This is a genomic window from Rothia nasimurium, from assembly GCF_014217215.1.
Classification (GTDB): domain Bacteria; phylum Actinomycetota; class Actinomycetes; order Actinomycetales; family Micrococcaceae; genus Rothia; species Rothia avistercoris.
In genome coordinates this window covers 677,322-702,852 of the sequence record NZ_CP056080.1, presented here as the reverse complement: position 1 = coordinate 702,852, position 25,531 = coordinate 677,322, and the positions used below count along the sequence as shown (strand labels likewise).

Here is a 25,531-nt window from a genome sequence, read left to right as displayed (position 1 = left end):
CAGCACTAACAAGTTACTTTCAGCTGAAAGTGTGAAGCATATTTCAGGATATTTACCTGCTCTCAAGCCAGCTGACACTGTAGTATTAAAAGCCTAATCGTACAGGTCTGCCCACCTCACTCTCGCACCCGGAGCAGACTCCATCTTTAGGGGAATACACACTAGTGAATGAACAGTACATTGAGGAGCGGTGGGTAGAAACGCGCAACCGCCGCACCTGGCATCCCAAGGTCAAAGCTGCGCTTTACCTAGTCGATATTTTGACTATTGCGGTGACTATCGCACTGGCTCATATCATCAGCTTCGGCTTTCAGAATACCGAAGTCGCTGCCCGCACCCCCTTGCCCCTAGGATATGTAGGAACCGGCGTAGCCTTTGGTCTTATCTGGTTTTTTGCACTCTCGATTGCCAATAGCCGGAACATCCGTTACCTGGGCCATGGCGTCGATGAATACCGACTCGTCACTAAAGCGACAACCTACTTCTTTGCGGTTATCGCGATCTTCTCCTATCTGACCAAAATTGATTTTGCCCGCACCTACGTTATGCTGGCCTACCCCATCGGCATTGTTCTGCTTCTCTGCGCCCGCTGGGGCGTCCGCCGCTGGCTCGTTCACTGGCGGTATAAGGGGCGCGCACTTTCCCGCGTCATGATTATCGGTGACTCAGCCTCGGGCGAGCACCTCTACAAGACCCTCCAGGGGGCCCGCACCTCAGGCCTCTCGCCGGTAGCAGCCTACCTGCCCCGTTCGCGTCCTGGCACCCAGCTTGCCGAGGGGACTATCCCGACCCTGGGCTACTCGCCCGATGCAGCCGAGGTCCTTAAGGTAGTCCGTGAGAACAATATTCACGCGGTGGCGGTTTCTACCGGTCACGGGCTCAATCCCACAGAGCTACGCCGTCTGGGATGGGCACTAGCTGCTGCCCACGTCGCACTTATCATGGCTCCCGCTATGACCGATATCGCGGGCCCCCGTATCCATACCCAGCCGCTCAACGGCATCCCCCTGATTCACGTTCATACTCCCCGTATTGAAGGCATGCAGGCTCTGGTCAAGCGGGCTATCGACGTTGTAGCATCGGGCCTTGGCCTGATTTTCCTGGCCCCCCTGCTCGTCCCCGTTGCCCTGCTGGTCAAAAAGGACGGCGGCCCCATCTTCTTCTTACAGGAACGCGTCGGCTACCGCGGCACTCCCTTCCACATGATTAAGTTCCGCTCCATGGTGACCAACGCCGAAGAGCTCAAAAAGGAACTGATGGATCAGAACGAGGGTAATGGGGTGCTCTTTAAGATGGCAGACGACCCCCGCATCACTAAGATCGGTAAGTTTATCCGCAAGTACTCTATCGATGAGCTTCCTCAGCTGTGGAACGTCTTTGTCGGCGATATGTCGCTGGTAGGCCCCCGCCCCCCGCTGCCCTCTGAAGTTGAACAGTACGAAGAGGACGCCTACCGCCGCCTGCTGGTCAAGCCCGGCATTACTGGCCTCTGGCAGGTCTCTGGCCGCTCGAATCTCTCGTGGGAAGAGTCTATTCGCCTAGACCTCTACTACGTTGAGAACTGGTCGGTGATGAGCGATATCGTCATTCTTTTCCGCACCGTCCGCGCGGTCTTCGCTAAGGATGGCGCCTACTAGGACTCGTATGCAAGAAGGCCGGTTACCGTCAGGGTAACCGGCCTTTGTTATAGGTCTACTTCTCAAGAAATATGGCTACGGCCTCGGGAATATTCTGGGCTACCAGGGTTGGTGGCGTGGGGCCAGAAATCCCTGCTCCATGCACCAGGTCTGCTGCTAACTGATGTATCTGAATGGCGGCGCCCGCTAGCCTGGCATAGTCAGTTGAGAGGGCACCGGGGGCGGATTCTTCTGCCTGATACCGGGCAAGGAGAGCCCCGAGAATACCGGTGAGGGTGTCCCCACTACCGGCGGTGGCCAGCCAGTGGTTCTTGCTGGTTATCTGAAAGAGCTCACCGGTGGGTGCGGCTAAGATGCTCGTTCCGCCCTTGAGCAGCACTGTGGCCCGCGTTGCCTGAGCTAGGAGGGTTGCAAAGCTATATGGGTCAGCTTCCACCTGCTCCCGGGTGGGTGGCTCTGTTAATTCGGGATCAAGGGCATGGAGCGCGGACGGTGCCAGGGCCAGAAGCCAGGTCAGGGCATCAACCAGCTCGCCGGCATGGGGTGTCAGAATATGGTGTGACGCCAGCTCTAGCCCATCAGCTACCAGCCGGGCAGCTAGGGAAATCGCCCCTGCGTCAATAACGGCCGGTTGCCCTCCCGTAAGGACGGCCAGAGCCTCAGTTTCTCGTGATTCTCCGGCGATACCTGAGCCAAGGGCCCAAGCGTCTACACGCAGGTTGTCGGCTTCCCCAACACTACATACAGCCTCAGGCACGGCCAGCTGTACCTGGAAGTTCAGGGAGGACGTTCCAGCAAACCGCACCATGCCAACCCCGGTATTGACGGCAGCCCGGGCAGACATGAGGGCAGCACCCGGGTAGGTATCGCTACCGGTCAGCAGACCCAGCACCCCGCGGGTGTACTTATGAGATGAGGCAGTGGGGGAAGTAACGTATTGTTCAACATCCCAGTAGGTCAGTTCTTTTGCTCTGGCCACACTAGTCCTCCTCCTCTACCTGGCGGGCTAGCATGAGCCCCCGACCAGATGGATCCAAACGCAAAAGTGTCAGCAGGTCACTATCGCTCAGGTGCTCTGCCACAACAGTTGCAGTAGCTACAGGCTCATCGTGACTCATCGTGAGATGCCAACGATTGATTCCTAGTTCTGCTGCCCGCTGAGCTACAGTGCCCTGTGCGACCAGGTAGGGGGCGCCGTCCTCGTCCTTCTCCACCCAGCAATCCTGCCAGTTCAGACCGGCGGGGGCGCGCAGGGCCTTGGCAGCAGCCTCCTTGGCTGCAAAACGAGCAGCTAGGGACCGGACGGGTAGCCCCCGCTCCCCCGGTGCAAAGAACCGCTCGTGTAAGGCCGGAGTACGCTCCAAGAGTTCAGCAAACCGCGCTATATTGACCACGTCAGTACCGGTACCAATTATCATGGGGATCTCCTCATCACTCCTGCTAGCTCCGCCTTTCTTCTGCCCATTCTACGTTCCCGCCTATCAGTTTAAAGAGCGAGCCCCGCACCCTACCGGGTACGGGGTTCCTATCTCTACTCGTGTAGAGAGGCTTTACTCGACGGTTACTGACTTAGCCAGGTTACGGGGCTGGTCAACGTCGTAGCCCTTAGCGTGAGCCACAGAGCATGCAAAGATCTGCAGGGGCACGGTGGACAGCAGGGGCTGGAGCAGGCTGGGTGAGGCGGGGATGCGGATGATGTGATCTGCATGTTCCTCAACAGCGGTATCGCCCTCTTCAGCGATAACGATGGTCACTGCACCGCGAGCGCGGACTTCCTGGATGTTAGAAACAACCTTGGAGTGCAGGGAGTCGCGACCGTTGGGTGAGGGGACGATGACGAAGATGGGCTGGCCTTCTTCAACAAGGGCGATGGGGCCGTGCTTGAGCTCGCCAGCTGCGAAGCCTTCGGCGTGCAGGTAGGCGATTTCCTTGAGCTTCAGGGCGCCTTCCATCGCTACGGGGAAGCCAACGTGGCGACCCAGGAAGAGCACGGACTTGGCGTCCTTCATAGAGGTGCCGAGGTCCTTGACCTGCTGCTCGTTGTCGATAACAGCCTGAATCTTTTCGGGCATCTTCTGCAGTTCTTCAAGGATGGTACGGATTTCATCCTTGTACATGTTGCCGCGCAGCTGGGCCAGGTAGAGACCGAGCAGGTAGGCAGCAGCAATCTGCGAGAGGAAGGCCTTGGTGGATGCAACTGCAATCTCGGGACCCGCGTGGGTGTAGAGAGCTGCATCGGATTCACGGGGCAGAGTTGAGCCGTTGGTGTTACAGATTGAAATAACCTTGGCGCCCTGTTCCTGAGCGTGACGTACTGCCATGAGGGTGTCCATGGTTTCGCCGGACTGGGAGAGGGCAACGACCAGGGTTTTCTCGTCTACGATGGGGTCGCGGTAGCGGAACTCATGGGCCAGCTCGACCTCGGTGGGGATGCGGCACCAGTGCTCGATAGCGTAGCGGGCTACCTGGCCAGCGTAGGCTGCGGTACCACAGGCGACAACGATAATCTTGTTGACGGAACGCAGGGTGGCGTCGTCAATCTTAAGTTCGTCGAGGGTCAGGTTACCCTTTTCATCCAGACGGCCCAGCAGGGTGTCACGCACAGCTGCGGGCTGTTCGTGGATTTCCTTCTCCATGAAGGAGTCGAAGCCACCCTTTTCAACGGCAGCTGCGTCCCACTCGATAGTAAATTCCTTGCCGTTGGCGGGGAAGCCTTCGAAGTCGATGATGGAGTAGTCGCTACCGGTGATGGTAACAATCTGGTCCTGGCCCATTTCGACGGCCTTCTTGGTGTAGTCGATGAAGCCAGAAACGTCTGAACCCAGGAAGTTTTCGTTTTCACCCAGGCCAATAACCAGGGGGGAGTTACGACGGGTTGCTACAACGCGGTCAGGGTGGTCAACGTGGATGACCAGGATGGTGAAGGCGCCTTCAAGGCGGTTTGATGCCTGGCGGACGGCTTCGGTGAGGTCCTTACTCTCCAGCTTGTTGTAAATGGAGGCAATCAGGTTAGCTGCAATTTCAGTGTCGGTCTGTGATTTGAACTCACAGCCTTCTTCAACCAGCTCAGCACGCAGCTCTGCAAAGTTTTCGATAATGCCGTTGTGCACAACTGCCAGACGGCCATTGTCGACAACGTGCGGGTGAGCGTTATTGTCGGTGGGGCCACCGTGGGTAGCCCAGCGGGTGTGACCGATACCAATAGATGAGGCAGGCAGCGGATTAGCTTCTACTTCAGCTTCGAGATTAACGAGCTTGCCTGACTTCTTACGGAATTCAATACCGTTGTCACCAATGAGCGCGACACCGGCCGAGTCATAGCCGCGGTATTCCTGGCGGCGCAGACCTTCGAGAACCACATCGTATGCGGTATGGTCAAATTTCTTACCGTCTGCGGCAGTGCCGAGACTTACGTATCCTACGATTCCACACATGCTTTCATCTTACCCCTAAGTTTTTCTTTCCCTACTGATACCCCCGCCACAGTGTCGCAACCTGTCCTTTCCCCTTAGACCATCGTCATATTAGGCTCGCAACTTACGTCCCTCTAGACTGTTGTAAATGAGCATATCTGCGCTTTCTTCCAAATATTCTCCGTTCACGGAGCTAGACCGAGATACTTGGTCCCGACTCGCCACCGAGATCTCAGTTCCGCTAACAGAGGACGAATTGCAACAACTGCGGGGCCTGGGTGAGACCATTGATTTGGATGAAGTAGCACAGGTTTATCTGCCCATTTCTCGCCTGCTCAACCTCTACGTCAATGCAGCCACGAGCACTAACCACATGACTAACGACTTTTTAGGTCTTCAAGGCCAGAAAGTCCCTTTTATTATCGGCGTGGCAGGGTCAGTAGCTGTCGGCAAATCAACTACCGCCCGCGTCCTGCAGGAGCTGCTTCGACGCTGGCCCTCAACCCCGAACGTCCAGCTGGTAACTACCGACGGCTTCCTCTACCCCAACGCCGAGCTAGAACGCCGGGGGCTCATGGGGCGCAAGGGTTTCCCAGAGTCCTACGACCGCCGTGCCCTCCTGCGGTTTGTGTCAGAAGTGAAATCAGGCGCTCCCCTCGTCACCGCCCCTAAATACTCCCACCTCTACTACGACATCATTGAAGGCGAGCGCATCGAGGTTACCAGCCCCGATGTGCTCATTGTGGAGGGTTTGAACGTACTGGCCCCTGCCAAGCTTGAGAGCGAGAAAAGCTCAGCCCTGAGCCTGGCTGATTTCTTTGATTTCTCTATCTATGTTGACGCTTCTACCAGAGATATAGAGCACTGGTATGTGCAACGGTTCCTGAAGCTCCAGCGGTCGGCTTTCACCAACCCAGATTCCTACTTCAAACGGTATGCCGATTTATCGGAGGACGCGGCGGTTGAACTGGCCTTGAGCATTTGGCGCTCTATCAACGAACCCAACCTGAGGGAAAATGTCCGCCCCACACGCGGCCGAGCCCGACTGATTTTGAAGAAGTCCCATGATCACAAGATCCGTAAGGTTCTGTTACGGAAGAACTAGGTATGCGCTCTTATTTTTCACAGCTTTCGCTGGTTTTAGCGAGCGGCCTCATGGCTCTATCATTGGCTGCCTGCGGCCAGAACACTCCCGCTGAACCGGACGCCGCCCCGTCGCCTTCCAACTCGATGGTAGCTTCCGTCCCTCAGCAGGTAGCTTCAAGCACACCGGCTTCTTCTAGCACGAGCGCTGAGTCAACTGAGTCAACTGAGTCAACTACCCCTAGTCAGGCTGCCACGCGCCGTCCTGCCGATATTGAGTCTGCATCATCGATCACGGTTCTCGTCAATAAGCACAATCCCCTCTCGCCTCTCACCTACGCTCCTGATGATTTACAGCCGCTTGGCTCTGTCATGCTTCGTGCCGAGGCAGCGCAAGCAGCGCACCGCATGTTTGCCGATGCCTCTGCAGCGGGTGCCCCCATGGTCGCTCTCAGCGGTTACCGGTCGTATGAGACCCAGCAGGGAACTTATGCCAGCTGGGCTGCCCAGTACGGTACAGATCATGCAGATGTGGCTTCTGCCCGCCCGGGTTATTCGGAACATCAAACGGGCCTCGCTCTCGATATCGGAACCGGTGGCGCCTGCGACCTCCAGCCCTGCTTCAAAGACACGGCAACTGCCTTATGGGCAGCCGAGAACGCCCACCGCTATGGATTTGTGGTGCGCTATCCCTGGTGGCACCACGAGACCACCGGCTACTGGTACGAATCCTGGCACCTGCGTTATATCGGCATTGAGGAAGCCACCGCACTAAAAGAATCTGGATTTGAAACACTAGAAGATTTCTGGGGTACAGGGCCCGCCCCCACCTACTAAGAAACGGGTACCGGGTAAGGGGGCGACGGTTGGTAACCTACAAATTTTTGATATAAGCTGACGAGCCACCCTAACCTGTGAGTAAACCCACTGGTTTACAGCGAAAATTTCAGCTCAGATTGGTGTTCACCGCTGGCAGAAACCGCTATTCTTGAACTCATGCTTAGTGGTTTTAAAGATTTCATCACCCGCGGTAACGTCATCGACCTCGCAGTCGGTCTGATTATTGGCTCTGCCTTTACCGCCGTTGTCACTGCACTGGTTGAGAAGGTTATGATGCCTGCTATCGCCCTTGCGACCGGTGGCCAGGAAGTTAACTTCGACAACTGGCTCATTGTTGGCCCCATTCAGTTTGGCGCTTTCCTGACCGCAGTTATCAACTTCCTCATTGTTGCAGCAGCCCTGTACTTCTGCATTGTTATGCCCGTCAACAAGTTCAACGAGCGTCGTGCTGCCAAGCTCGACCTTGAAGAAGAGGTTGAGGAAGAGGATCCCCAGGTTGCTCTGCTGAAGGAAATCCGTGACGCTCTGACCGTCAAGTAATTTTTCTATCCATTTATAGAGGGAAGGCCCCGGTAGCTAGCTACCGGGGCCTTCCCTATGCCTTCTGGGGCTTTATGCTGCGGTGCGCTCCTTCACCAGGGCAAGGACTCCCGGGTAGAGGGGGTGGTCAGCAGCTAGGCCGGTGAGGCGTTCGGTTACCTCTTCAGCGGTCTGGTCACCTGCGCGGACGCCTGCAAGCAGGGCCTGCAGTTCAACCGACTCGGGGTCTTCAGCCACGTTGAATTCCAGCAGGGCACCGATGGTCGCCAGCAGGGCCTCGGTGGGGCGGCCCAGCTCAGCGAGCTCAGCGGCAGGTCCGATGAAACGCTCGTGACGGGAGATCTTTCGCAGCGGTGAACGGCCTACACGCTCGGTGGTGTCGGGCAGATCGGGGTTAGCGAAGCGTCCCAGAATCTTCTCGACGTAGGCCTGCTGCACCTCGGGCTCGAAGCCAAACTTACGGACAATCAGGTCCTTGGTCTCGGCCAGGGTCGCTTCGACCTTGGCACGAATCTCGGGAACTTCAAGAGCCTCGGAGAGCTTGGAGATGCCCGCCTGCTGGCCAAAGTAGGCGGTAGTCGCGTGGCCGGTGTTAACGGTGAAGAGCTTGCGGGTGATGTAGGGGGCCAGGTCTTCAACCCAGGTCGCCCCGGGAATCTGGGGTACATCGTCGCCGAAGGGGCCGGTTTCTACGGCCCACTCGTAGTAGTTTTCTACGGTAACGTCAAGGCCCTGGCCGGGGGCCTGGTTGGGCACGATGCGGTCGACTGCGGTGTTAGCGAAGATGGCAACATCATCTGCTGCCGGGTAGTGCTTACGGACTTCTTCTGCCAGCGCGTCGGTTGCATTGATAGCGTTTTCGCAGGCCATCACAGCGACCTTCGAACCTGTTCCCTGCTCGGCACGGAGCTTGAGACCCTCAGCGATATTGACGGCAACAAACTTGAGAATAGTGGGGCCAACAGCGGTGGTTACCACATCGGCGGTAGCGATTTCCTCGGCGAGCACCTGAGGGTTCTCTGCTGAGTTGATACCGCGGAAGCCGGTGATGGTGATATCTTTGGGGGCATGGCCGACCTCATGGACGGTGTAGCTCTCTTGCTCATTGAGGGCGTCAATCAGCGGGGCAGCGACGTCTGAGAACACCAGCTCGTAGCCGGCTTCATTCAGGATGACGCCTACAAAGCCGCGGCCGATATTGCCAGCGCCAAAGTGGACTGCTTTTTTCACGGTTACTGAACCTTTCCAAAGATATCCAGGATTTCCTGGGCGGTACGGGCTTCTTCCAGCTGGGCTACGGCTGCCTTGTTGGAGAAGGTCTTTGCGATCTTCTGCAGCAGTTCCAGGTGGGTGCCGCCTGCGCCAGCGATACCGATAACGAAGTTAACGGGTTTACCGTTCCATTCCACCGGTTCGCTCAGACGAACGAAGGACATAGCGGAGCTGTGGATGGTGTCCTTAGCTTCATTGGTGCCGTGAGGAATAGCCAGGCCGTTGCCCATGTAAGTGGAGACTGATGCTTCGCGTTCGTGCATAGCAGCTACGTAGCTCTCATCGACCTTGCCGGTAGCAACCAGCAGGGTACCTGCCTGGTTGATGGCGTCGTCGCGGTCGGTGGCGCTAGCATCGAGCACGATGGTCGATGCGGTCAGCACCTGTTCTTCGGTGGCCACAGCGGTTGCGGCTGCAGCGGGGGATGCGGACGCCGGCGCTTCAGCGGTTGCCTGGCTGCCGGTCTGCTGCTCGCGGATCATCTCTACGATGTCGTCGTAGCGCGGTGAGTTCATGAAGTTGTCAACAGCAACGTGAACAGCGCTGGGGGTGGGAGCGGCGGCACGGTCTGCCAGGTCCTGGTGGGAGACCAGCAGGTCGTATTCGTCCTTGAGGTTGTTGATTGCGGAGTTCACCACCGTGACGCGGTCGCCGAAGCCGGCGTCCTTAATCTTGTTGCGCAGCACCGAAGCACCCATAGCAGAGGAACCCATACCGGCGTCGCAGGCAAAGACGATGGAGCGGATTTCACGGTTCTTATCGGCGGTAGCGAAGGCACCGGCGACAGAAGACTTCTTGCCCTTCATCTCCTGCATCTTGGCTGCTGCTGCTTCGAGGTCATCTTCGCTGTTCTTGGAGAACTTGAGGATGGGAGCAGCCACCAGGAAGGAAACGGCGGTAGCGATAAGCACACCCAGGTAAATCTTGAACAGGTCGCCGGGGGCCGCAACAGCGGTGATAGCGATGATGGAGCCGGGGGCGGATGCGGAGGTCAGACCCACGTTGAGGGTCATGAAAGTGAAGGTACCGGCCATACCACCTGCGATAGTGGCAAGAATCAGCTGGGGCTTCATGAGTACGTAGGGGAAGTAGATTTCGTGGATACCGCCGAAGAAGTGAATCAGGGCTGCACCGGGTGCGGTTGCCTTAGCTGAGCCACGGCCGAAGAAGCAGTAGGCCAGCAGGATACCCAGGCCGGGGCCGGGGTTAGCTTCGAGCAGGTAGAGAATGGACTTACCCTGCTCCAGTGCCTGGGCGGTACCCAGAGGGGTGATAATGCCGTGGTTAATGGCGTTGTTGAGGAAGAGGACCTTAGCCGGTTCAATCAGCAGGGCGGTCAGCGGCAGCAGGCCGGTGGAAACCAGCCAGTCGACGGCTGCTTCAGCACCCGCTGAGAACGCCCGCATGACGGGCGTCAGCAGGAACATGGAGCCCATTGCTGCGATAACAGCAAAGATACCGGCGGAGAAGTTGTTCACCAGCATCTCGAAGCCGGGCTTGATTTTGCCGTCCCAGAGGCCGTCGAGCTTCTTCATGCACCAGGCGGCCAGGGGGCCCATAATCATAGCGCCCAGGAACATAGGTGAGCCGCCAGCGTCACCGATGAAAATTTCAGCGCTGGTACCCATGATGACGCCCATGGTAGCGGTTGCACCGACTACACCACCGCGGTGGTCGTAGATGAGCTTACCGCCGGTGTAGGCGATCAGAATCGGAAGCAGGTAGGTCACCATGGGGCCAACCATGGTTGCTACGTATTCGCTGAAGCCTGCCAGGCTCGGGATGTACATGGGCACGAGGCCCTTAGGAATGAAGAGCGCGGTGATGATACCCCACGCGATGAGGGCACCGATGTTCGGCATAATCATGCTCGAAAGGAAGGTGCCAAACTTCTGCACGCGTACGCGCAGGCTGGGTGACTGTGTCTCTGCCATAGAGTCCTTCTTAGAAATGTGTTTTCACAAGGAGTGTGGTTCTACATAAAAAGCCCTCTTTTTCCCACCATCGCTGGTGGGTCAGAGAGCTGAGTGTCTTTAGTCTACCTCTCTGCCAGGCTGCTACCTACAGGAAAAATTGACCAGTTTCTCACACCTATTAGACAAGTATAGGCTAGGGGCAACAAAAAGCCGGGCCCTACTCCCCCGGTGAGGGAGAACAGGGCCCGGCAGAGACTAAGTGGAGGCTACCTTAGATAGCCAGTTCACGAGCCACAACGTCAGCTAGAGCCTGGGCGATTGCATCGGCAACCTCCTGGGTTTCAGCTTCAACCATGACGCGCACCAGGGGTTCGGTACCCGAGGGGCGAAGCAAAACTCGACCGGTATCGCCCAGCTGGGCCTCGGCGTCCTTAATCGCTTCTTGCAGGGGCACGCAGCCAGCCACACCAGAGCGGTCAACGCCCTTGACGTTGATCAGCTTCTGGGGGGTTGCCCGCATGCGGTTAGCCAGCTCAGAGAGAGGCAGGCCGGTACGGGCCATTTCAGCAGCCAGATGCAGGCCGGTGAGCACACCGTCACCGGTGGTGGCATGGTCCGACATAATCACGTGGCCCGACTGCTCACCACCCAGGTTAAAACCGTTCTTGTTCATGGATTCCAGCACGTAGCGGTCGCCCACAGCGGTACGCTCTAGCTTGATGCCGTGTTCCTTGAGGAAGATTTCCAGGCCCAGTGAAGACATGACGGTGGCGACCAGGGTGTCGTCCTTGAGGGTTCCTGCTTCCTTCATCGACAGCGCCAGAATCGACATAATCTGATCGCCATCGACCAGGTTGCCCTGCTCATCGACAGCCATACAGCGATCGGCGTCGCCGTCATGGGCAATACCCAGGTCAGCGCTGTGGCGAACAACCGCTTCCTGAAGCTTCTCGGGGTGGGTCGAGCCCACACCGTCGTTGATGTTAATGCCATCGGGTTCAGCACCAATCACAAACACCTTGGCGCCCAGGGTGCGGAAAGCATCTGGAGAAACCCCGGACGAGGCTCCGTTAGCGCAATCCAGCACGACCTTGAGGCCGTTGAGGCGTCGGTGCTCGGGCATGGTTGAGAGCAGATGGGTGACGTAGCGGTCTTCACCATCAGTGAGCGGACGGATGCGCCCCACCTCACCGTGGGTGGGGTAGCGGAAGTCCTTTGAGCGGTAGAGGGCCTCAATGGCGTCCTCAATCGAATCATCCAGCTTCTTACCCCCGCGAGCCAGGAACTTAATTCCGTTATCTTCAGCCGCGTTGTGGGAAGCAGAAATCATGACGCCGAAGTCGGCTTCTGTGCTTGCCACTAGGTAAGCCGCGGCGGGGGTAGGCACCATGCCCGCGTCGAGCACATCAATACCTGATGCTGCAAAGCCTGCGGTCATTGCCGCGCCAATGAACTCACCAGAGATACGGGAGTCATGGGCGATAACAGCCTTGGGGCGGACACCTTCTTTAACCGTATTGAACCCAAGGACGATGGACGCGGCCTGCGCAAGCTCCATAGCAAGAGCAGGAGTAATCACTTCGTTAGCGAGGCCGCGAACACCGTCGGTTCCGAATAATCTAGACATTACTTATTATTCTACGCGCTCAGTTCTATTTTTCTTCGCGTAAGACGGGGAAACCCTCAGGGTTTTCGGGCACATCGTCTTCTAGAACGTCTGATCCCTTACCCACGATGAGCGGGTCGGTGGAACCGACCAGGGCGTGGTCCTTATCGGGGTAGTCGAACTGGTTGAGCACGTGGCGCATGGCTTCGAGACGGGCGCGCTTCTTGTCGTTAGACTTCACAACGGTCCAGGGGGCGTCGCCGGTGTCAGTGTAGAAGAACATGGCCTCTTTAGCCGCGGTGTAGTCATCCCACTTATCGAGGGAGGCAAGGTCGGTAGGCGACAGCTTCCACTGACGCACAGGGTCGGTGCGGCGGGAATTGAAGCGGGCTAGCTGTTCTGCACGGGTAACGGAGAACCAGAACTTAATGAGTTTGACGCCGGAGTTAACCAGCATGCGCTCTAGTTCGGGTACCTCACGCATAAATTCGTAGTATTGCTGGGAGGTGCAGTAGCCCATGACGCGCTCGACGCCTGCGCGGTTGTACCAGGAGCGGTCCATGAGCACGATTTCGCCGCCGGAGGGCAGGTGCTGTATGTAGCGCTGGAAGTACCACTGGGTCTGCTCAACGTCGGTGGGCTTTTCCAGAGCAACGACGCGGGCACCGCGGGGATTGAGGTGTTCCATAAAGCGCTTGATGGCACCGCCCTTACCCGCTGCATCTCGGCCCTCAAAAATAATTAGAACCTTCTGGCCGGTTTCCTTAACCCAGAGCTGGAGCTTGAGGAGCTCAATCTGCAGAGCTCGCTTTTCCTTCTCATATTCCTTGCGGGAAAGTTTCTTGTCGTAGGGGTAGCCAGCCTTCCAGGCGTCCGACTTCTCGCTGTCACCGCTAAGTTTCTTAGTTAGAGATGAAATTTCGTCGAGTTCTGCGCTGTAGTCCTCTACGACCGATACGCGGCGGGTCTCTTTGGTGAGAGCCGCTTTAACTGCTTCTTTCTTGGAGTCAGTTGCCTGTTCGGGGGTAGCCTGCTCCGCAGCTTCGGTGCTGGGAGTTTCTACGTCAGCTGCGGCGTCCTTGCCTGCGGCCTTGGTGGAGCGTGAAGTGCGAGTGGTATTCGAAGATGCCATGGGCACCCTTTCTCTCGTGTGTATATTCCACATCTATTTTAGGTATAAGACGTGAGACACCCCACTGTTACACGTCTTTTGACCCTAAGCCGGGTAAGGCAAATGCCCCATTTCTGCAAAGAGAAACGGGGCATCTGACAACAAATCTGAGCAGTAGGCCCAGTGATCGAAGCTTAGCGCTTTGAGAACTGTGAAGCCTTGCGTGCCTTCTTAAGACCAGCCTTCTTACGCTCGATAACGCGAGCGTCGCGGGTCAGGAAGCCTGCCTTCTTCAGGGCGGGGCGGTTGTTCTCAGCATCAATCTCGTTCAGGGCACGAGCAACGCCAAGACGCAGAGCGCCAGCCTGGCCGGAGGGGCCGCCGCCTGAGATACGGGCGAAGACGTCGTAGGCGCCTTCGAGTTCAAGCAGCTTGAAGGGGTCGTTTACTTCCTGCTGGTGCAGCTTGTTGGGGAAGTAGTTGTCGAGCTCGCGACCGTTAACGGTCCACTTGCCGGTACCGGGTACCAGGCGGACGCGGGCAACGGCTTCCTTGCGACGGCCAACAGCCTGACCACCAACGGTCAGTGCGGGGCGGGCAGCCTTTTCAGCAACGGGTGCTGAGGACTCGGAAGTGTAGCTGGTGAGCTCTTCTTCGGTGGTGTACTCTTCGTTCTGAGCCACGATGTCTCCTTTAATAGTTCTTTCGTAGGCCCGAATTACTGGGCAACCTGGGTGAATTCGTAGGTCTTGGGCTGCTGAGCTGCGTGGGGGTGCTCGGAACCTGCGTAGACCTTGAGGTTCTTGAGCTGCTGGGCAGCCAGCTTGTTCTTGGGGAGCATGCCCTTAACAGCCTTTTCTACGGCGCGAACGGGGTTGGTTTCCAGCAGTTCGGCGTAGTTGACTGACTTCAGACCACCGGGGTAACCGGAGTGGCGGTAGGCACGCTTCTGCTCAAGCTTGGCACCGGTCAGTGCAACCTTTTCAGCGTTGATGATGATGACGGAGTCACCCATGTCAACGTGGGGTGCGAAGGTGGGCTTGTGCTTGCCGCGCAGCAGGATTGCGGTCTGGCTTGCGAGACGGCCGAGAACAACATCAGAGGCATCGATGATGTGCCACTGGCGGTTGTTGTCGCCTGACTTCGGAGTGTAAGTGCGCAAAATTTCGCCTTTTCTCGTTTCTTGTAGCGCTAGTTGGGTATCGCGCTGGTTTACATAGGTGCGTTTTCGCAGGGTTTGGGTGAGGGCCAAACGCATCTGCGTTACCGATTTCCTCAGACCTCTTGTTCCCCGTTATTGTCCTGCAACTAGACCGAAGAACAGGGTACGAAATGAGGGCGGTATACGCACAACGTATGAAACTATACAGAGTTTAAGTCTCTTAATCCAGGGCTTAGCCCTTTAAAGACGGGGTTTTGACCGACCTCACGTTTAAATCACAGGCTTGTGATTTAGAGGGTTCGCAGGTTTCGGGCTTTCTCGCTTTGAGCTGCGTAGCCGGACGCCTCGGGGTAGGTGATGGAGGCTAAGGCCAGACCGCGCGGGGCAGCTAAACGCACCTGGGAGTCTCGCACAGGGGCTTCGATACGGGAGATCAGCCAGGCTTCGTCTTTCTTTCTCTCCCCCACCATCACTAGCGAGGCGATGAGGGTGCGCACCATATTGTGGCAGAAAGCGTCTGCCCTGATGCTTGCTTCGATGAGGCCGTCCGTCCGCCGTTCAAACCGAAGTTCACGCAGTTCACGAATCGTGGTGGAGCCTTCGCGGGGCTTACAGAAGGAGAGAAAGTCGTTGAGACCCAAGAGGTTCTGGGCAGCACGGTTCATCAGATCTATATCGAGTACGGGGTTGATTTGCCAGGCGACCTGCCGGTTCAGCGGATTGCTGCCCTTCTCTTCTTGCCCGTCTTCAAGCAGGTAACGGTAGGAGCGTTCGAGGGCCGAGAAGCGGGCATCGAAATCAGCCGGGACTTCCTGGCAGCTACTGACCGTGATCGCCCGCTGCATATAACCCTGTAGACGGGATGGTATTCCCAGTGCTGCCTCTGCATCTGCCAGAGCTCTGCTGAGTGCCCCGCGCAGTTTGCGGCGGAGGGCGGACGCCGGTGCGTCCTGGCCGCGCCCGGGTAGCCGCTCCCAGGCGTCCTTGGCAAGGTCGAAGTGCACCACCTGGTGCAGGGCGTGAACGCCGGCGTCGGTCCGTCCGGCTACGGTCGTGTAGACGGGGCGGCGGAAGATAAGGGCCAGGGCTTCTTCGAGGACTCCCTGAACGGTGATAAGCCCCGGCTGCTTGGCCCAGCCTGCGAAGGGGCCACCGTCGTAGGCAAAATCAAGGCGCACGCGTACGCGGGGCTCGTATAGCGGCTCGGGGGTTTCGGTCACGGCTCTCCTTAGAAGGCGGGGTACAGGCTCACTCCACTTTACCCGCTACAGACAAAGGCGGCCCCCCCGTGTGAGGGGAAGAGCCGCCTTTTATCTACCGGTGACTAAGAAATTAGTCTTCGGAGATGGTCTGTGCTGCTGCACCACCGGCAGGTGCGTAACCTGCTGCTTCAGCTGATTCCTTGGTGTCGAACCAGATTTCAGCCTGGGTGTTTGCGTACCAGCGTGAGCCGGGTACGTGGTACTTCATGGAGTCAGCGTTGCCCTTGATTTCGAAGCCCTCGGGAGCTTCTCCGTGCTCGGTTGCTGCGTGTGCGCCTGCGGGCAGGTCTGAGGACTCAGCTGCTGCGGGTGCTGCTGCCTTGGTCTCTTCTGCTGCGGGTGCTGCGGTCTCTGCTACCTTGGTAGCTTCTGAAACAGCTGCTGCGGTTGCAACGGGCTCCATGACCAGTTCGATAACTGCCATGGGGGCGTTGTCGCCCTTGCGGTTACCGATCTTGGTGATGCGGGTGTAGCCACCGGGGCGCTCTGCCATTGCGGGGGCAATGACGGTGAAGAGCTCGTGGACTACGGTCTTGTTACCGATGGAGCGCAGGACGCGGCGGCGTGCGTTGAGGTCGCCCTTCTTTGCGAAGGTGATTAGACGCTCGGCGACGGGGCGCAGACGCTTTGCCTTGGTAACGGTGGTGGTGATGCGCTTGTGCTCGAAGAGCTGCTGAGACAGGTTGTTCAGCATGATGCGCTCGTGGGTCGGTGATCCGCCGAGGCGGGGACCCTTAGTGGGAGTAGGCATAATTTATTCTCCTGGTTTGCCGTTCCTTACTGCCTCACGGCAGGGGAACCAAAGATGTTTGACTGGTGTAACGCGTGGAAGCGTTGACTGCCGGTGTCTTAGTAGTCGCTGCCGTAGCTGTCGTCGTCCTGCAGGCGGGCTGAGAGGTCCATTCCGGCGGGTGAGTCCTTGAGGGACAGGCCGAGCTCGGTGAGCTTTGCCTTGACTTCGTCGATGGACTTGGCACCGAAGTTGCGGATGTCCATGAGGTCTGCTTCGCTGCGGGTCACGAGTTCACCCACGGTGTGGATGCCTTCGCGCTTGAGGCAGTTGTAGGAGCGGACGGTCATGTCCAGGTCTTCGATGGGCAGAGCCAGGTCTGCGGCCATTGACTCGTCAGCGGGTGACGGGCCAACTTCGATACCTTCAGCGGCGGTGTTGAGTTCGCGGGCAAGGCCGAAGAGCTCAACGAGGGTGTTGCCTGCTGATGCGACTGCGTCGCGGGGAGCAATTGCTTCCTTGGTTTCGACGTCCAGGGTGAGGGAGTCGAAGTCGGTGCGCTGCTCAACACGGGTTGCGCTGACGCGGAAGGTGACCTTGAGGACGGGTGAGTAGATGGAGTCGACCGGGATACGGCCGATTTCTGCGTCACCTGACTTGTTCTGTGCTGCCGAGACGTAGCCACGGCCGCGTTCGATGGTCAGTTCTGCGTTGAAGTTTGCGCGGTTGTTGAGGGTTGCGATGTGGAGGTCCGGGTTGTGGATCTCGACGCCTGCGGGCACCTCGATGTCGCCTGCGGTGAGTTCGCCTTCGCCCTGCTTGCGCAGGTAGGCAATGACGGGCTCGTCGTTCTCTGATGAGATGGAGAGCTTCTTGATGTTCAAGATAATCTCGGTGACGTCCTCGGTCACACCTTCTACAGTGCTGAATTCATGCAGCACACCGTCGATGCGGATGCTGGTTACAGCGGCACCGGGGATGGATGAGAGAAGGGTGCGGCGGAGGGAGTTACCCAGGGTGTAGCCGAAGCCGGGTTCGAGGGGCTCGATGGTGAAGCGTGAACGGTTTTCCGATACGTGTTCTTCACGCAGGATGGGGCGCTGTGCAATGAGCACTATGTTTCCTTTCGGTGAGCATCCGCTATATGAGCTCACAGGTTGGGAAAAACGAGTGAGGAAGCAGACGAAGCAGTCTGTTCATTGACCTGCAGCCGGTGGGTTGCGGGTCGCCCGATGTTCGGGACGCGTCTAGCCGGTGGGGCTTAGACGTGGCGGCGCTTCGGAGGACGGCAGCCGTTGTGGGCAACGGGGGTGACGTCCTGGATGGAGCCAACTTCGAGGCCGGTAGCCTGGAGTGAGCGGATAGCGGTTTCGCGGCCGGGGCCGGGGCCCTTGACGAAAACGTCTACCTTGCGGACACCGTGTTCCTGAGCGCGCTTTGCAGCGGTCTCAGCAGCCATCTGAGCTGCGTAGGGGGTTGACTTACGTGAACCCTTGAAGCCCATTTCGCCGGCGGATGACCAGGAAATAACAGCACCAGAGGGATCAGTGATTGAAACGATGGTGTTGTTGAAGGTTGACTTGATGTGTGCCTGACCGGCAACAATGTTCTTGGAAACCTTGCGGCGGCCGGTACGCTTGGCCGCTGCGCGAGTCTTGGGAGGCATTTTTGATTCTCCTACAAAGTTTTGGTTGAAGTGTTGGTCTTACGCGATGTGCAAGACTGAGGCAACACTGTTTACTTCTTCTTACCTGCGACGGTACGCTTCGGGCCCTTGCGGGTACGTGCGTTGGTCTTGGTGCGCTGGCCGTGTACGGGAAGGCCACGGCGGTGACGCAGACCCTGGTAGCTACCGATTTCTACCTTGCGGCGGATGTCGGCAGCAACCTCGCGGCGAAGGTCACCTTCAACCTTGTAGTTGCCTTCGATGAAGTCACGAAGTGCTACGAGCTGGGTATCGTCAAGGTCCTTGACGCGGGTGTTGGGGTCAACACCGGTTGCAGCAAGCGCTTCTTTTGCACGGGTCTTGCCCACGCCGTAGATGTAAGTAAGAGCAATTTCCACGCGCTTTTCGCGGGGAATATCGACTCCAGCGAGACGTGCCATGGGGCGTTCTCCTTGTTTTCGCAGAGGTCTGTGACATCACTGCCCGGTTGTCCCGGTCCCCGGCCTCTGTGCCCGGAGGTATCCTGCTTTTGTGGGCAGGAGCGGTGCCATTTTCTGTTGTGCCACCTGGTGGGGTGGTCTTGTCAGCGTTGGCTAGTGATTAGCCCTGACGCTGCTTGTGGCGCGGGTTTTCGCAGATCACCATGACCACACCGTGACGGCGGATCACTTTGCACTTGTCGCAGATCGGCTTAACGCTCGGCTTGACCTTCATCGCATTCCTTTGCGTTGATGTTTCAGCTAATGCTTTTGGACGGGCGGGGTAAGAGGTTCTGTGTCCGGCTAACCGGTGGGAGAACGGTTTACCCCTTTTACACGGCGTAAACGCCGCTGGTTAGCGACGTTTGGTGCTCGTGTTTACTTGTAGCGGTAGACGATACGACCGCGTGAGAGGTCGTAGGGGCTGAGCTCGACTACTACTCGGTCCTCAGGCAGGATTCGAATGTAGTGCTGACGCATCTTGCCTGAGATGTGTGCAAGTACTTTGTGTCCGTTGTCCAGCTCAACGCGGAATGATGCGTTGGGCAGTGCTTCGACCACGGTACCTTCAATCTCGATGACGCCGTCTTTCTTGGCCATATCCTCCGCTTTACTTTCGTGCTCCCAAGGTGTCTTGGGGGCTCTTGGTAGTGTTTTTTCTGTGTTCGGTGCGTTCTCCCGGGTTCGGGTACCGCTCCGCTTGCGTACTAAACGCATGGCACAGACAACCAACAAACTAATATACGGCAAAAGCCCCGGAATGTTAATGGTTTTCGCAAAACATAGCGAGCTTCACATTAAGACCCGGGGCTTATGCGTATCTGCTGCGCGTCAGCATTTAGTCTTCCTTAGCTGCCAGCTGGCCGCAGGCACCGTCGATGTCACTTCCGCGGGTGTCGCGTACGGTGGTGGGGATGCCGTGGGCGCGTAGGCGTTCGACGAAGTTTTGTTCGACACCCTTGCGGGAGGCTGTCCATTTGGATCCGGGGGTGGGGTTGAGCGGGATGGGGTTGACGTGTACCCAGCCGCGGCCGCGGGAGGCGAGTTTTTTGCCGAGGAGGTCGGCGCGCCAGCCTTGGTCGTTGATGTCGCGGATGAGGGCGTATTCGATGGAGATGCGGCGGCCGGTGGTGCGGTAGTAGTCGTAGGCGGCGTCGAGGGTTTCGTCGACTTTCCAGCGCTGGTTGATGGGGATGAGTTCGTCGCGCAGTTCGTCGTCGGGAGCGTGCAGGGAGAGGGCTAGGGTGATGGGGAGTTTTTCTAGTTCGAATTTGCGGATGCCGGGGACGAGTCCGACGGTGGACATGGTGATGCCGCGGGCTGAGATGCCGAGTCCTTCGGGGGCGGGGTCGATGAGGCGGTGGACGGCGCCCATGGTGGCTTTGTAGTTGGCGAGGGCTTCACCCATGCCCATGAAGACGATGTTGGAGACGCGCAGGGGGCGGGTGTCTTCGGAGCCGCCTTCGGCCTGTTCGAGGCCTTTCATGTCTTTGAGGTAGCGGGCGCCTGCGATGACCTGTTCGACGATTTCGGCGGTGGAGAGGTTGCGGGTGAGTCCCTGCTGGCCGGTGGCGCAGAAGGGGCAGTTCATGCCGCAGCCTGCTTGGGATGAGATGCACATGGTGACGCGGTTGTCGTAGCGCATGATGACGGATTCGACGAGGGCTCCGTCGAAGAGGCGGTGGACGACTTTGAGGGTGTCGCCGCCGTCGGCTTCGAGGGTGCGGACGGTGGTGAGCAGCTGGGGCATGGCGTCGGCGACCATTTTTTCGCGTTCTGCTGCGGGCAGGTCGGTCATCTGGGTCGGGTCGTTGACGAGGCGTTCGAAGTAGTGTTTGGAAAGCTGGGCGGCTCGGAAGGGCTTGTAGCCAAGTTCTTCGAGGAAAGCGCGACGGCCGGCCATGTCGAAGTCTGCGATGTGGCGTGGGGGTTTGCCGCGGCGGGGGGCTTTGAGGATGATCTGGCCGGGTTCGGGGCGGGCGCTGGAGATTTCCAGGGGGACGCTGGTGGTTTCGGTCATGGCTGCTGCTTTCGGTGCGATGCGGGGCGGACGCTGGAGGTTGGGTTGCGCGGTTTAGGCAGGGATGGGTTTGACGGTGACGCTGAGTTTGGAGAGTTCGGAGGCGCCGCCGTCCTCTGCGGTGAGAACCCAGATACCTTCGGAGTGCACGCAGACGGAGTGTTCCCACTGGCAGGCGTCTCCCCCATCGACGGTTTTGATGGTCCAGTCGTCGTCGAGGGTGACCGTTTCGATTCCACCGGTCACGAGCATGGGTTCGATGGCGAAGGCCATGCCCTTTTTGACGCGGGGGCCGAGGTCGCGGGCGGCGTAGTTGAGGACGTCGGGGGCCATGTGCATGGAGGTACCGATGCCGTGGCCCACGAAGTCTTCGATGATCCCGTATTTGTCGCCGGTTTCTTCCCGAACGAAGTTTTCGATGGCGAAGCCGACTTCACCAATTTTTTTGGCGGTGGCGAGGGCTGCGATGCCGTGCCAGAGTGCTGCTCGGGTGATTTCTGAGAGCTCACGGCGGGCGTCTGAGACCTCGCCAATGAGGGCAGTACGGGCTGAGTCGCCGTGCCAGGTGGTGCCACGGGCGTCCTGGACGGTAGCACCGCCGTCAATGGAGATCATGTCTCCGTCGTGCAGGACGCGGGGTCCGGGGATTCCGTGAACGACCTCGTCGTTGACTGAGGTACAGATGGTTGCTGGGTAGTCATAGTAGCCCAGGAAGTTGGAGCCCGCGCCGTGTTCTGCGAGGACGCCGCGGAAGACCGTATCGAGTTCGGCGGTGGTGACGCCGGGGGCGGCAGCTGCTACCGCTGCGTCCAGGGCACGGGAGGTGATCACACCTGCTCTGGCCATTTCAGCAAGCTGGCGGTCTGTTTTGTATTCGATGCGGCGCATAGTGCTCTTTCCTGGCTAGGTTTGTGGGGCGTAGTGGAGTCAAAATACACCAGTGTACTTTAAAAGCCTGTGCCCCCGCAATGACCGGGGGCACAGGTGCAGCGGACGTTTACTTGAGTGCGTCCATGATTCGGGTGGTGACTTCGTCGATCTCTCCGAGACCGTCGATTTCGGTCACGAGGCCACGCTCAGTGTAGATAGCTACGAGGGGTGCGGTTTCTTCTTCGTAGACCTTGAGGCGGTGGCGGATGACCTCTTCGTTGTCGTCTGAGCGGCCTTCCTTAGCGGCACGGCCCAGCAGACGTTCGACCAGTTCGTCGTTGTCAGCGACGAGCAGCAGAACCTGGCCAATTTCCTGACCCATATCTGCGAGGATGGTGTCGAGTTCACCGACCTGGGCGGTGTTGCGGGGGTAGCCATCGAGCAGGAAGCCGTTGGCGGTGTCGTCTTCAGCCAGGCGGGCTCGGACCATACGGTTGGTCACGGAGTCGGGAACCAGGTTGCCCGAGTCAATGTAGCTCTTGGCTTCCTTGCCCAGCTCGGTTTCTTCCTTGATGTTCTTGCGGAAGATGTCTCCGGTGGAAATAGCGGGGATGTTCAGCTTTTCAGCGATTTTGACGGCCTGGGTGCCTTTGCCGGCGCCGGGAGGGCCAATGATGAGCAGACGGTTCATCGTAGTAGTCCTTCGTAGTTGCGTTGTTGGAGCTGGGCGTCGATTTGCTTGACGGTATCAAGACCGACACCAATAACGATCAGCAGTGAGGCACCGCCGAGCGGGAAATTCTGGTTGGCGCCGAAGAGGACGAAGGCTACCAGCGGCAGGAGCGCTAGTACTGCTACGTAGATGGCGCCGGGCAGGGTAATACGGTTGAGCACGTAGCTCAGGTACTCCTGGGTGGGACGTCCTGCGCGGATACCGGGGATGAAACCGCCGTACTTCTTCATGTTGCCCGCAACTTCTTCGGTATTGAAGGTGATGGAAACGTAGAAGTAGGCGAAGCCCAGAATGAGCAGGAAGTAGAGGGTCATGTAGAGCGGGTGATCGCCCATGACCAGGTAGGTGTTGATCCAGTTGACCCATTCAGGCGGGGCTGAGCCGTCTGAGGGGGTGTTGAACTGGGCGATGAGGCCGGGCACCATCAGCATGGAGGAAGCGAAGATGATGGGGATAACGCCGGCCATGTTGACTTTGAGAGGAATGTAGGTGGTGGTACCGCCGATGGTACGGCGGCCAATCATTCGCTTGGCGTACTGAACGGGGATGCGGCGCTGGGACTGTTCAACAAAGACAACGGCTACGATGACCAGCAGGCCGACCGCTACAACTGCGGAGAAGATGCCCCAGCCCTGGGTCTGCAGAATGGAACCAAAAGCGGAGGGGAAGGACGCTGCGATTGAGGTGAAAATTAGCAGGGACATACCATTGCCCACGCCCTTTTCAGTAATCTGTTCACCCAGCCACATGACCACACCGGTACCTGCGGTCAAAGCGGTAATAATCAGCAGAATGTTCCAGATACCGTCATCGGGGATGATCGGCAGGGTGCAACCTTGCAGGAGCATACCGGAACGAGCCAACGAGACGATGGTGGTAGCGTTCAGCAGGGCCAGCAGAATGGTGAGGTAACGGGTGTACTGGGTCAGCTTGGTCTGCCCCTGCGCGCCTTCCTCATGGAGCTGCTGGAAGCGGGGAATGACCACGCGAAGCAGCTGAACAATAATGCTCGCGGTAATGTAAGGCATAACGCCCAGGGCAAAAATCGACAGCTGGAGCAGGGCGCCACCGCTAAAGAGGTTAATCATGTCGTAAACGCCACCGGTTGCGGTAACGGTCGACAGGCACTGCTGCACATTTCCATAGGAGACACCGGGGGCGGGGATGAAGACGCCCACACGGTAGATCACGATAATACCCAGGGTGAACAGCAGCTTATTGCGCAGGTCGGGCGTCTTGAATGCCCGTCCGAAAGCGGTCAGCACATGTCCTCCTGTGAAAGAAAAATTTGGGGTGCCCCGAACGTCCTAACTGAACGAGCGATCGAAGCAATTACACAATCTTCTCCAGTCTATCGCTTAATGCTCATTCGTGTGTAGCGCAGGTCCTCAGAACGAAAAAGCGGGGTGCCCCACCCACCGAAGTGAGCGGGGCACCCCGCAATAGTTTGCCGTCCCCGGGGTTACCCCCGGTACGTCATGGAACTACTTGACGGTTACAGAACCGCCAGCAGCCTCAATCTTGGCCTTAGCTGACTCAGAAACCTTGTCAACGGTTACGTTGTAGGCCGCTGAGATTTCGCCGGTACCCAGAACCTTGACCAGTTCGTTCTTGCGAACTGCGCCAGCTGCTACCAGAGCGTCAACGGTGATGTCGCCGCCCTCGGGGAACAGTTCCGCGATGCGGTCCAGGTTAACAACCTGGTACTCCGTGCGGAAGGGGTTCTTGAAGCCGCGCAGCTTGGGAAGGCGCATGTGCAGCGGAAGCTGACCACCTTCGAAGCCAGCGCGAACCTGGTAACGTGCCTTGGTACCCTTGGTACCGCGACCTGCGGTCTTACCCTTTGAGCCTTCACCGCGGCCTACGCGGGTCTTAGCCTTGTGGGCACCCGGAGCCGGGCGCAGATCGTGAATCTTGATAGCGTCGTTGTTTGCCATCTTTACTTGACCTCCTCAACCTGAACCAGGTGAGCTACGGTGTTGATCATGCCGCAGGTGACGGGGTCAGCAGTGCGAACAACCTTGTTACCGGGGCGCTTGAGGCCCAGGGAACGGAGGGTGTCGCGCATGTTCTGCTTCTCGCCGACGTAGGACTTGATCTGGGTGATTTCCAGCTTTGCGTCGCTGGGCTGAATACGCTTACCGGTCATTACGCACCTGCCTTTTCAGACTGAGCGACACGCAGGAAGCCGGGGATAACCTCGTCCTGGGGAAGACCACGGCGTGCAGCAACTGCTACGGGCTCTTCGAGCTGACGCAGTGCTTCGATGGTCGCGTGGACAATGTTGATCTGGTTCGATGAACCGAGTGACTTGGACAGAACATCGTGGATGCCTGCTGCCTCAAGTACGGCACGAACGGGACCACCAGCGATAACACCGGTACCAGCGGTAGCGGGGCGGAGCATAACTACGCCTGCTGCTGCTTCACCCTGAACGCGGTGAGGAATGGTGCGGCCTTCAACGCGGGGTACGCGGAAGAAGTTCTTCTTTGCTTCTTCTACACCCTTTGAGATAGCTGCGGGAACTTCCTTCGCCTTGCCGTAGCCAACGCCAACCATACCGTTACCGTCACCAACAACGACGAGTGCGGTGAAGCTGAAGCGACGACCACCCTTGACGACCTTGGAGACGCGGTTGATAGTGACAACGCGCTCGATGAACTTGTCCTTCTCTTCTTCGCGGCCGCGGTTGTTGCGGCGGTCACCGCGGTTGCCGCGGCGTTCGCCGCGCTCGTTACGGCGGGCTTCGCGCTTCTCGGAGGTTTCAGCGGTAGCTTCTGCGGTTGCTTCAGTCACCTGAGTTTCCTTTTCGTTTACAGTCTGCTCGCTCATTAGAGTGCCAGACCTCCTTCGCGTGCGCCTTCTGCAACTGCTGCGACACGGCCGTGGTACTTGTTACCACCGCGGTCGAAGACAACTGCTTCGATGCCTGCTGCCTTGGCACGCTCGGCGACCAGTTCGCCGACGCGCTTTGCCTTAGCGGTCTTGTCCAGCTCTGCTGTGCGCAGGTCTGCTTCCATGGTGGAAGCTGATGCCAGGGTCAGGCCCTTGGTATCGTCGATAACCTGTACGAACATGTGACGAGCTGAGCGGGTGACGGACAGGCGGGGGCGTGCTGCGGTGCCTGAAACGTACTTGCGGACGCGTGCGTGACGGCGTGCGCGCTGTGCTGACTTAGTCTTTACAGCCAT

The 25,531-nt window shown here is 58.2% G+C and carries 28 protein-coding genes; 4 read left to right on the top strand and 24 right to left on the bottom strand.

Annotated features, from left to right (window positions below; translation table 11 throughout):
• Nucleotides 1-164: 164 nt before the first annotated feature.
• A complete protein-coding gene (locus HWU94_RS03375; protein WP_244956010.1) occupies nucleotides 165-1,637 on the top strand; it encodes a sugar transferase in 1,473 nt (490 codons plus the stop codon).
• Nucleotides 1,638-1,692: 55 nt separating this feature from the next.
• Here HWU94_RS03375 and HWU94_RS03370 read toward each other — a convergent pair whose 3' ends face one another.
• From HWU94_RS03370 to glmS, 3 genes are all read right to left on the bottom strand, one after another.
• Entirely contained in the window at nucleotides 1,693-2,616 is a 924-nt protein-coding gene (locus HWU94_RS03370) for an ADP/ATP-dependent (S)-NAD(P)H-hydrate dehydratase (protein ID WP_185174301.1), read from the bottom strand.
• Between the two features lies 1 nt (nucleotide 2,617).
• Nucleotides 2,618-3,055: a holo-ACP synthase gene (locus HWU94_RS03365; RefSeq protein ID WP_185174300.1), complete on the bottom strand. Its 438-nt coding sequence runs from the start codon at nucleotides 3,053-3,055 to the stop codon at nucleotides 2,618-2,620.
• A 132-nt stretch (nucleotides 3,056-3,187) separates the two neighbouring features.
• Nucleotides 3,188-5,071, bottom strand: a complete 1,884-nt coding sequence (glmS, locus tag HWU94_RS03360) for a glutamine--fructose-6-phosphate transaminase (isomerizing) (RefSeq protein WP_185174299.1) — start codon at nucleotides 5,069-5,071, stop codon at nucleotides 3,188-3,190.
• 127 nt (nucleotides 5,072-5,198) lie between these two features.
• Between glmS and coaA the strand changes: the two genes are divergently transcribed.
• The 3 genes from coaA (at nucleotide 5,199) to mscL (ending at nucleotide 7,513) form a co-directional block, all read left to right on the top strand.
• Entirely contained in the window at nucleotides 5,199-6,155 is a 957-nt protein-coding gene (gene coaA / locus HWU94_RS03355; RefSeq protein ID WP_185174298.1) for a type I pantothenate kinase, read from the top strand.
• Nucleotides 6,156-6,205: 50 nt separating this feature from the next.
• Nucleotides 6,206-6,970, top strand: coding sequence for a M15 family metallopeptidase (locus HWU94_RS03350; RefSeq protein WP_244956009.1), 765 nt, complete (start codon nucleotides 6,206-6,208; stop codon nucleotides 6,968-6,970).
• A gap of 159 nt (nucleotides 6,971-7,129) precedes the next feature.
• The gene (mscL, locus tag HWU94_RS03345; RefSeq protein WP_185174296.1) at nucleotides 7,130-7,513 is read left to right on the top strand and encodes a large conductance mechanosensitive channel protein MscL; all 384 of its coding nucleotides are present in this window, start codon (nucleotides 7,130-7,132) and stop codon (nucleotides 7,511-7,513) included.
• A 72-nt stretch (nucleotides 7,514-7,585) separates the two neighbouring features.
• Here the strand turns inward: mscL and HWU94_RS03340 are convergent, their stop codons facing one another.
• The 21 genes from HWU94_RS03340 to rplR all read right to left on the bottom strand — a co-directional run bounded on the left by HWU94_RS03340 (nucleotide 7,586) and on the right by rplR (nucleotide 25,531).
• A complete protein-coding gene (locus tag HWU94_RS03340; RefSeq protein ID WP_185174295.1) occupies nucleotides 7,586-8,743 on the bottom strand; it encodes a mannitol-1-phosphate 5-dehydrogenase in 1,158 nt (385 codons plus the stop codon).
• 2 nt (nucleotides 8,744-8,745) lie between these two features.
• A complete protein-coding gene (locus HWU94_RS03335; RefSeq protein ID WP_185174294.1) occupies nucleotides 8,746-10,719 on the bottom strand; it encodes a PTS mannitol transporter subunit IICBA in 1,974 nt (657 codons plus the stop codon).
• A 253-nt stretch (nucleotides 10,720-10,972) separates the two neighbouring features.
• Nucleotides 10,973-12,328: a phosphoglucosamine mutase gene (gene glmM / locus HWU94_RS03330; protein WP_185174293.1), complete on the bottom strand. Its 1,356-nt coding sequence runs from the start codon at nucleotides 12,326-12,328 to the stop codon at nucleotides 10,973-10,975.
• 25 nt (nucleotides 12,329-12,353) lie between these two features.
• On the bottom strand, nucleotides 12,354-13,439 hold the full coding sequence (gene ppk2, locus HWU94_RS03325; protein WP_185174292.1) for a polyphosphate kinase 2: 1,086 nt from the start codon (nucleotides 13,437-13,439) through the stop codon (nucleotides 12,354-12,356).
• Nucleotides 13,440-13,612: 173 nt separating this feature from the next.
• The gene (rpsI, locus tag HWU94_RS03320; protein WP_135013062.1) at nucleotides 13,613-14,101 is read right to left on the bottom strand and encodes a 30S ribosomal protein S9; all 489 of its coding nucleotides are present in this window, start codon (nucleotides 14,099-14,101) and stop codon (nucleotides 13,613-13,615) included.
• A 35-nt stretch (nucleotides 14,102-14,136) separates the two neighbouring features.
• Nucleotides 14,137-14,580: a 50S ribosomal protein L13 gene (gene rplM, locus HWU94_RS03315; protein ID WP_135013063.1), complete on the bottom strand. Its 444-nt coding sequence runs from the start codon at nucleotides 14,578-14,580 to the stop codon at nucleotides 14,137-14,139.
• 290 nt (nucleotides 14,581-14,870) lie between these two features.
• On the bottom strand, nucleotides 14,871-15,800 hold the full coding sequence (gene truA, locus HWU94_RS03310) for a tRNA pseudouridine(38-40) synthase TruA (RefSeq protein ID WP_185174291.1): 930 nt from the start codon (nucleotides 15,798-15,800) through the stop codon (nucleotides 14,871-14,873).
• A 112-nt stretch (nucleotides 15,801-15,912) separates the two neighbouring features.
• Entirely contained in the window at nucleotides 15,913-16,593 is a 681-nt protein-coding gene (gene rplQ, locus HWU94_RS03305; protein WP_185174290.1) for a 50S ribosomal protein L17, read from the bottom strand.
• Nucleotides 16,594-16,691: 98 nt separating this feature from the next.
• Nucleotides 16,692-17,687, bottom strand: coding sequence for a DNA-directed RNA polymerase subunit alpha (locus tag HWU94_RS03300; protein WP_135013066.1), 996 nt, complete (start codon nucleotides 17,685-17,687; stop codon nucleotides 16,692-16,694).
• A 146-nt stretch (nucleotides 17,688-17,833) separates the two neighbouring features.
• Complete coding sequence (rpsK, locus tag HWU94_RS03295; protein WP_083090739.1) at nucleotides 17,834-18,238, bottom strand: 30S ribosomal protein S11; 405 nt, start codon at nucleotides 18,236-18,238, stop codon at nucleotides 17,834-17,836.
• Between the two features lie 71 nt (nucleotides 18,239-18,309).
• Nucleotides 18,310-18,678: a 30S ribosomal protein S13 gene (gene rpsM / locus HWU94_RS03290; protein ID WP_083090738.1), complete on the bottom strand. Its 369-nt coding sequence runs from the start codon at nucleotides 18,676-18,678 to the stop codon at nucleotides 18,310-18,312.
• A 160-nt stretch (nucleotides 18,679-18,838) separates the two neighbouring features.
• Nucleotides 18,839-18,952, bottom strand: coding sequence for a 50S ribosomal protein L36 (rpmJ, locus tag HWU94_RS03285; protein WP_004005257.1), 114 nt, complete (start codon nucleotides 18,950-18,952; stop codon nucleotides 18,839-18,841).
• A gap of 143 nt (nucleotides 18,953-19,095) precedes the next feature.
• Complete coding sequence (infA, locus tag HWU94_RS03280; protein ID WP_083090737.1) at nucleotides 19,096-19,317, bottom strand: translation initiation factor IF-1; 222 nt, start codon at nucleotides 19,315-19,317, stop codon at nucleotides 19,096-19,098.
• Nucleotides 19,318-19,555: 238 nt separating this feature from the next.
• A complete protein-coding gene (gene rlmN / locus HWU94_RS03275) occupies nucleotides 19,556-20,737 on the bottom strand; it encodes a 23S rRNA (adenine(2503)-C(2))-methyltransferase RlmN (protein WP_185174289.1) in 1,182 nt (393 codons plus the stop codon).
• Nucleotides 20,738-20,791: 54 nt separating this feature from the next.
• On the bottom strand, nucleotides 20,792-21,625 hold the full coding sequence (gene map / locus HWU94_RS03270; protein ID WP_185174288.1) for a type I methionyl aminopeptidase: 834 nt from the start codon (nucleotides 21,623-21,625) through the stop codon (nucleotides 20,792-20,794).
• 109 nt (nucleotides 21,626-21,734) lie between these two features.
• Nucleotides 21,735-22,298: an adenylate kinase gene (locus HWU94_RS03265; protein ID WP_185174287.1), complete on the bottom strand. Its 564-nt coding sequence runs from the start codon at nucleotides 22,296-22,298 to the stop codon at nucleotides 21,735-21,737.
• Complete coding sequence (gene secY, locus HWU94_RS03260; protein WP_185174286.1) at nucleotides 22,295-23,605, bottom strand: preprotein translocase subunit SecY; 1,311 nt, start codon at nucleotides 23,603-23,605, stop codon at nucleotides 22,295-22,297. Before secY ends, HWU94_RS03265 begins: the two co-directional genes overlap by 4 nt.
• A 219-nt stretch (nucleotides 23,606-23,824) precedes the next feature.
• Nucleotides 23,825-24,277, bottom strand: coding sequence for a 50S ribosomal protein L15 (rplO, locus tag HWU94_RS03255; RefSeq protein ID WP_135013750.1), 453 nt, complete (start codon nucleotides 24,275-24,277; stop codon nucleotides 23,825-23,827).
• A gap of 2 nt (nucleotides 24,278-24,279) precedes the next feature.
• Nucleotides 24,280-24,489, bottom strand: a complete 210-nt coding sequence (gene rpmD, locus HWU94_RS03250) for a 50S ribosomal protein L30 (protein WP_135013749.1) — start codon at nucleotides 24,487-24,489, stop codon at nucleotides 24,280-24,282.
• Nucleotides 24,489-25,172, bottom strand: coding sequence for a 30S ribosomal protein S5 (gene rpsE / locus HWU94_RS03245; protein WP_185174285.1), 684 nt, complete (start codon nucleotides 25,170-25,172; stop codon nucleotides 24,489-24,491). The genes rpmD and rpsE overlap by 1 nt, the downstream gene beginning before the upstream one ends.
• Nucleotides 25,172-25,531 carry a 50S ribosomal protein L18 gene (gene rplR, locus HWU94_RS03240; protein WP_185174284.1) on the bottom strand — a complete coding sequence of 120 codons (360 nt, stop codon included), beginning with the start codon at nucleotides 25,529-25,531 and terminating at the stop codon, nucleotides 25,172-25,174. The genes rpsE and rplR overlap by 1 nt, the downstream gene beginning before the upstream one ends.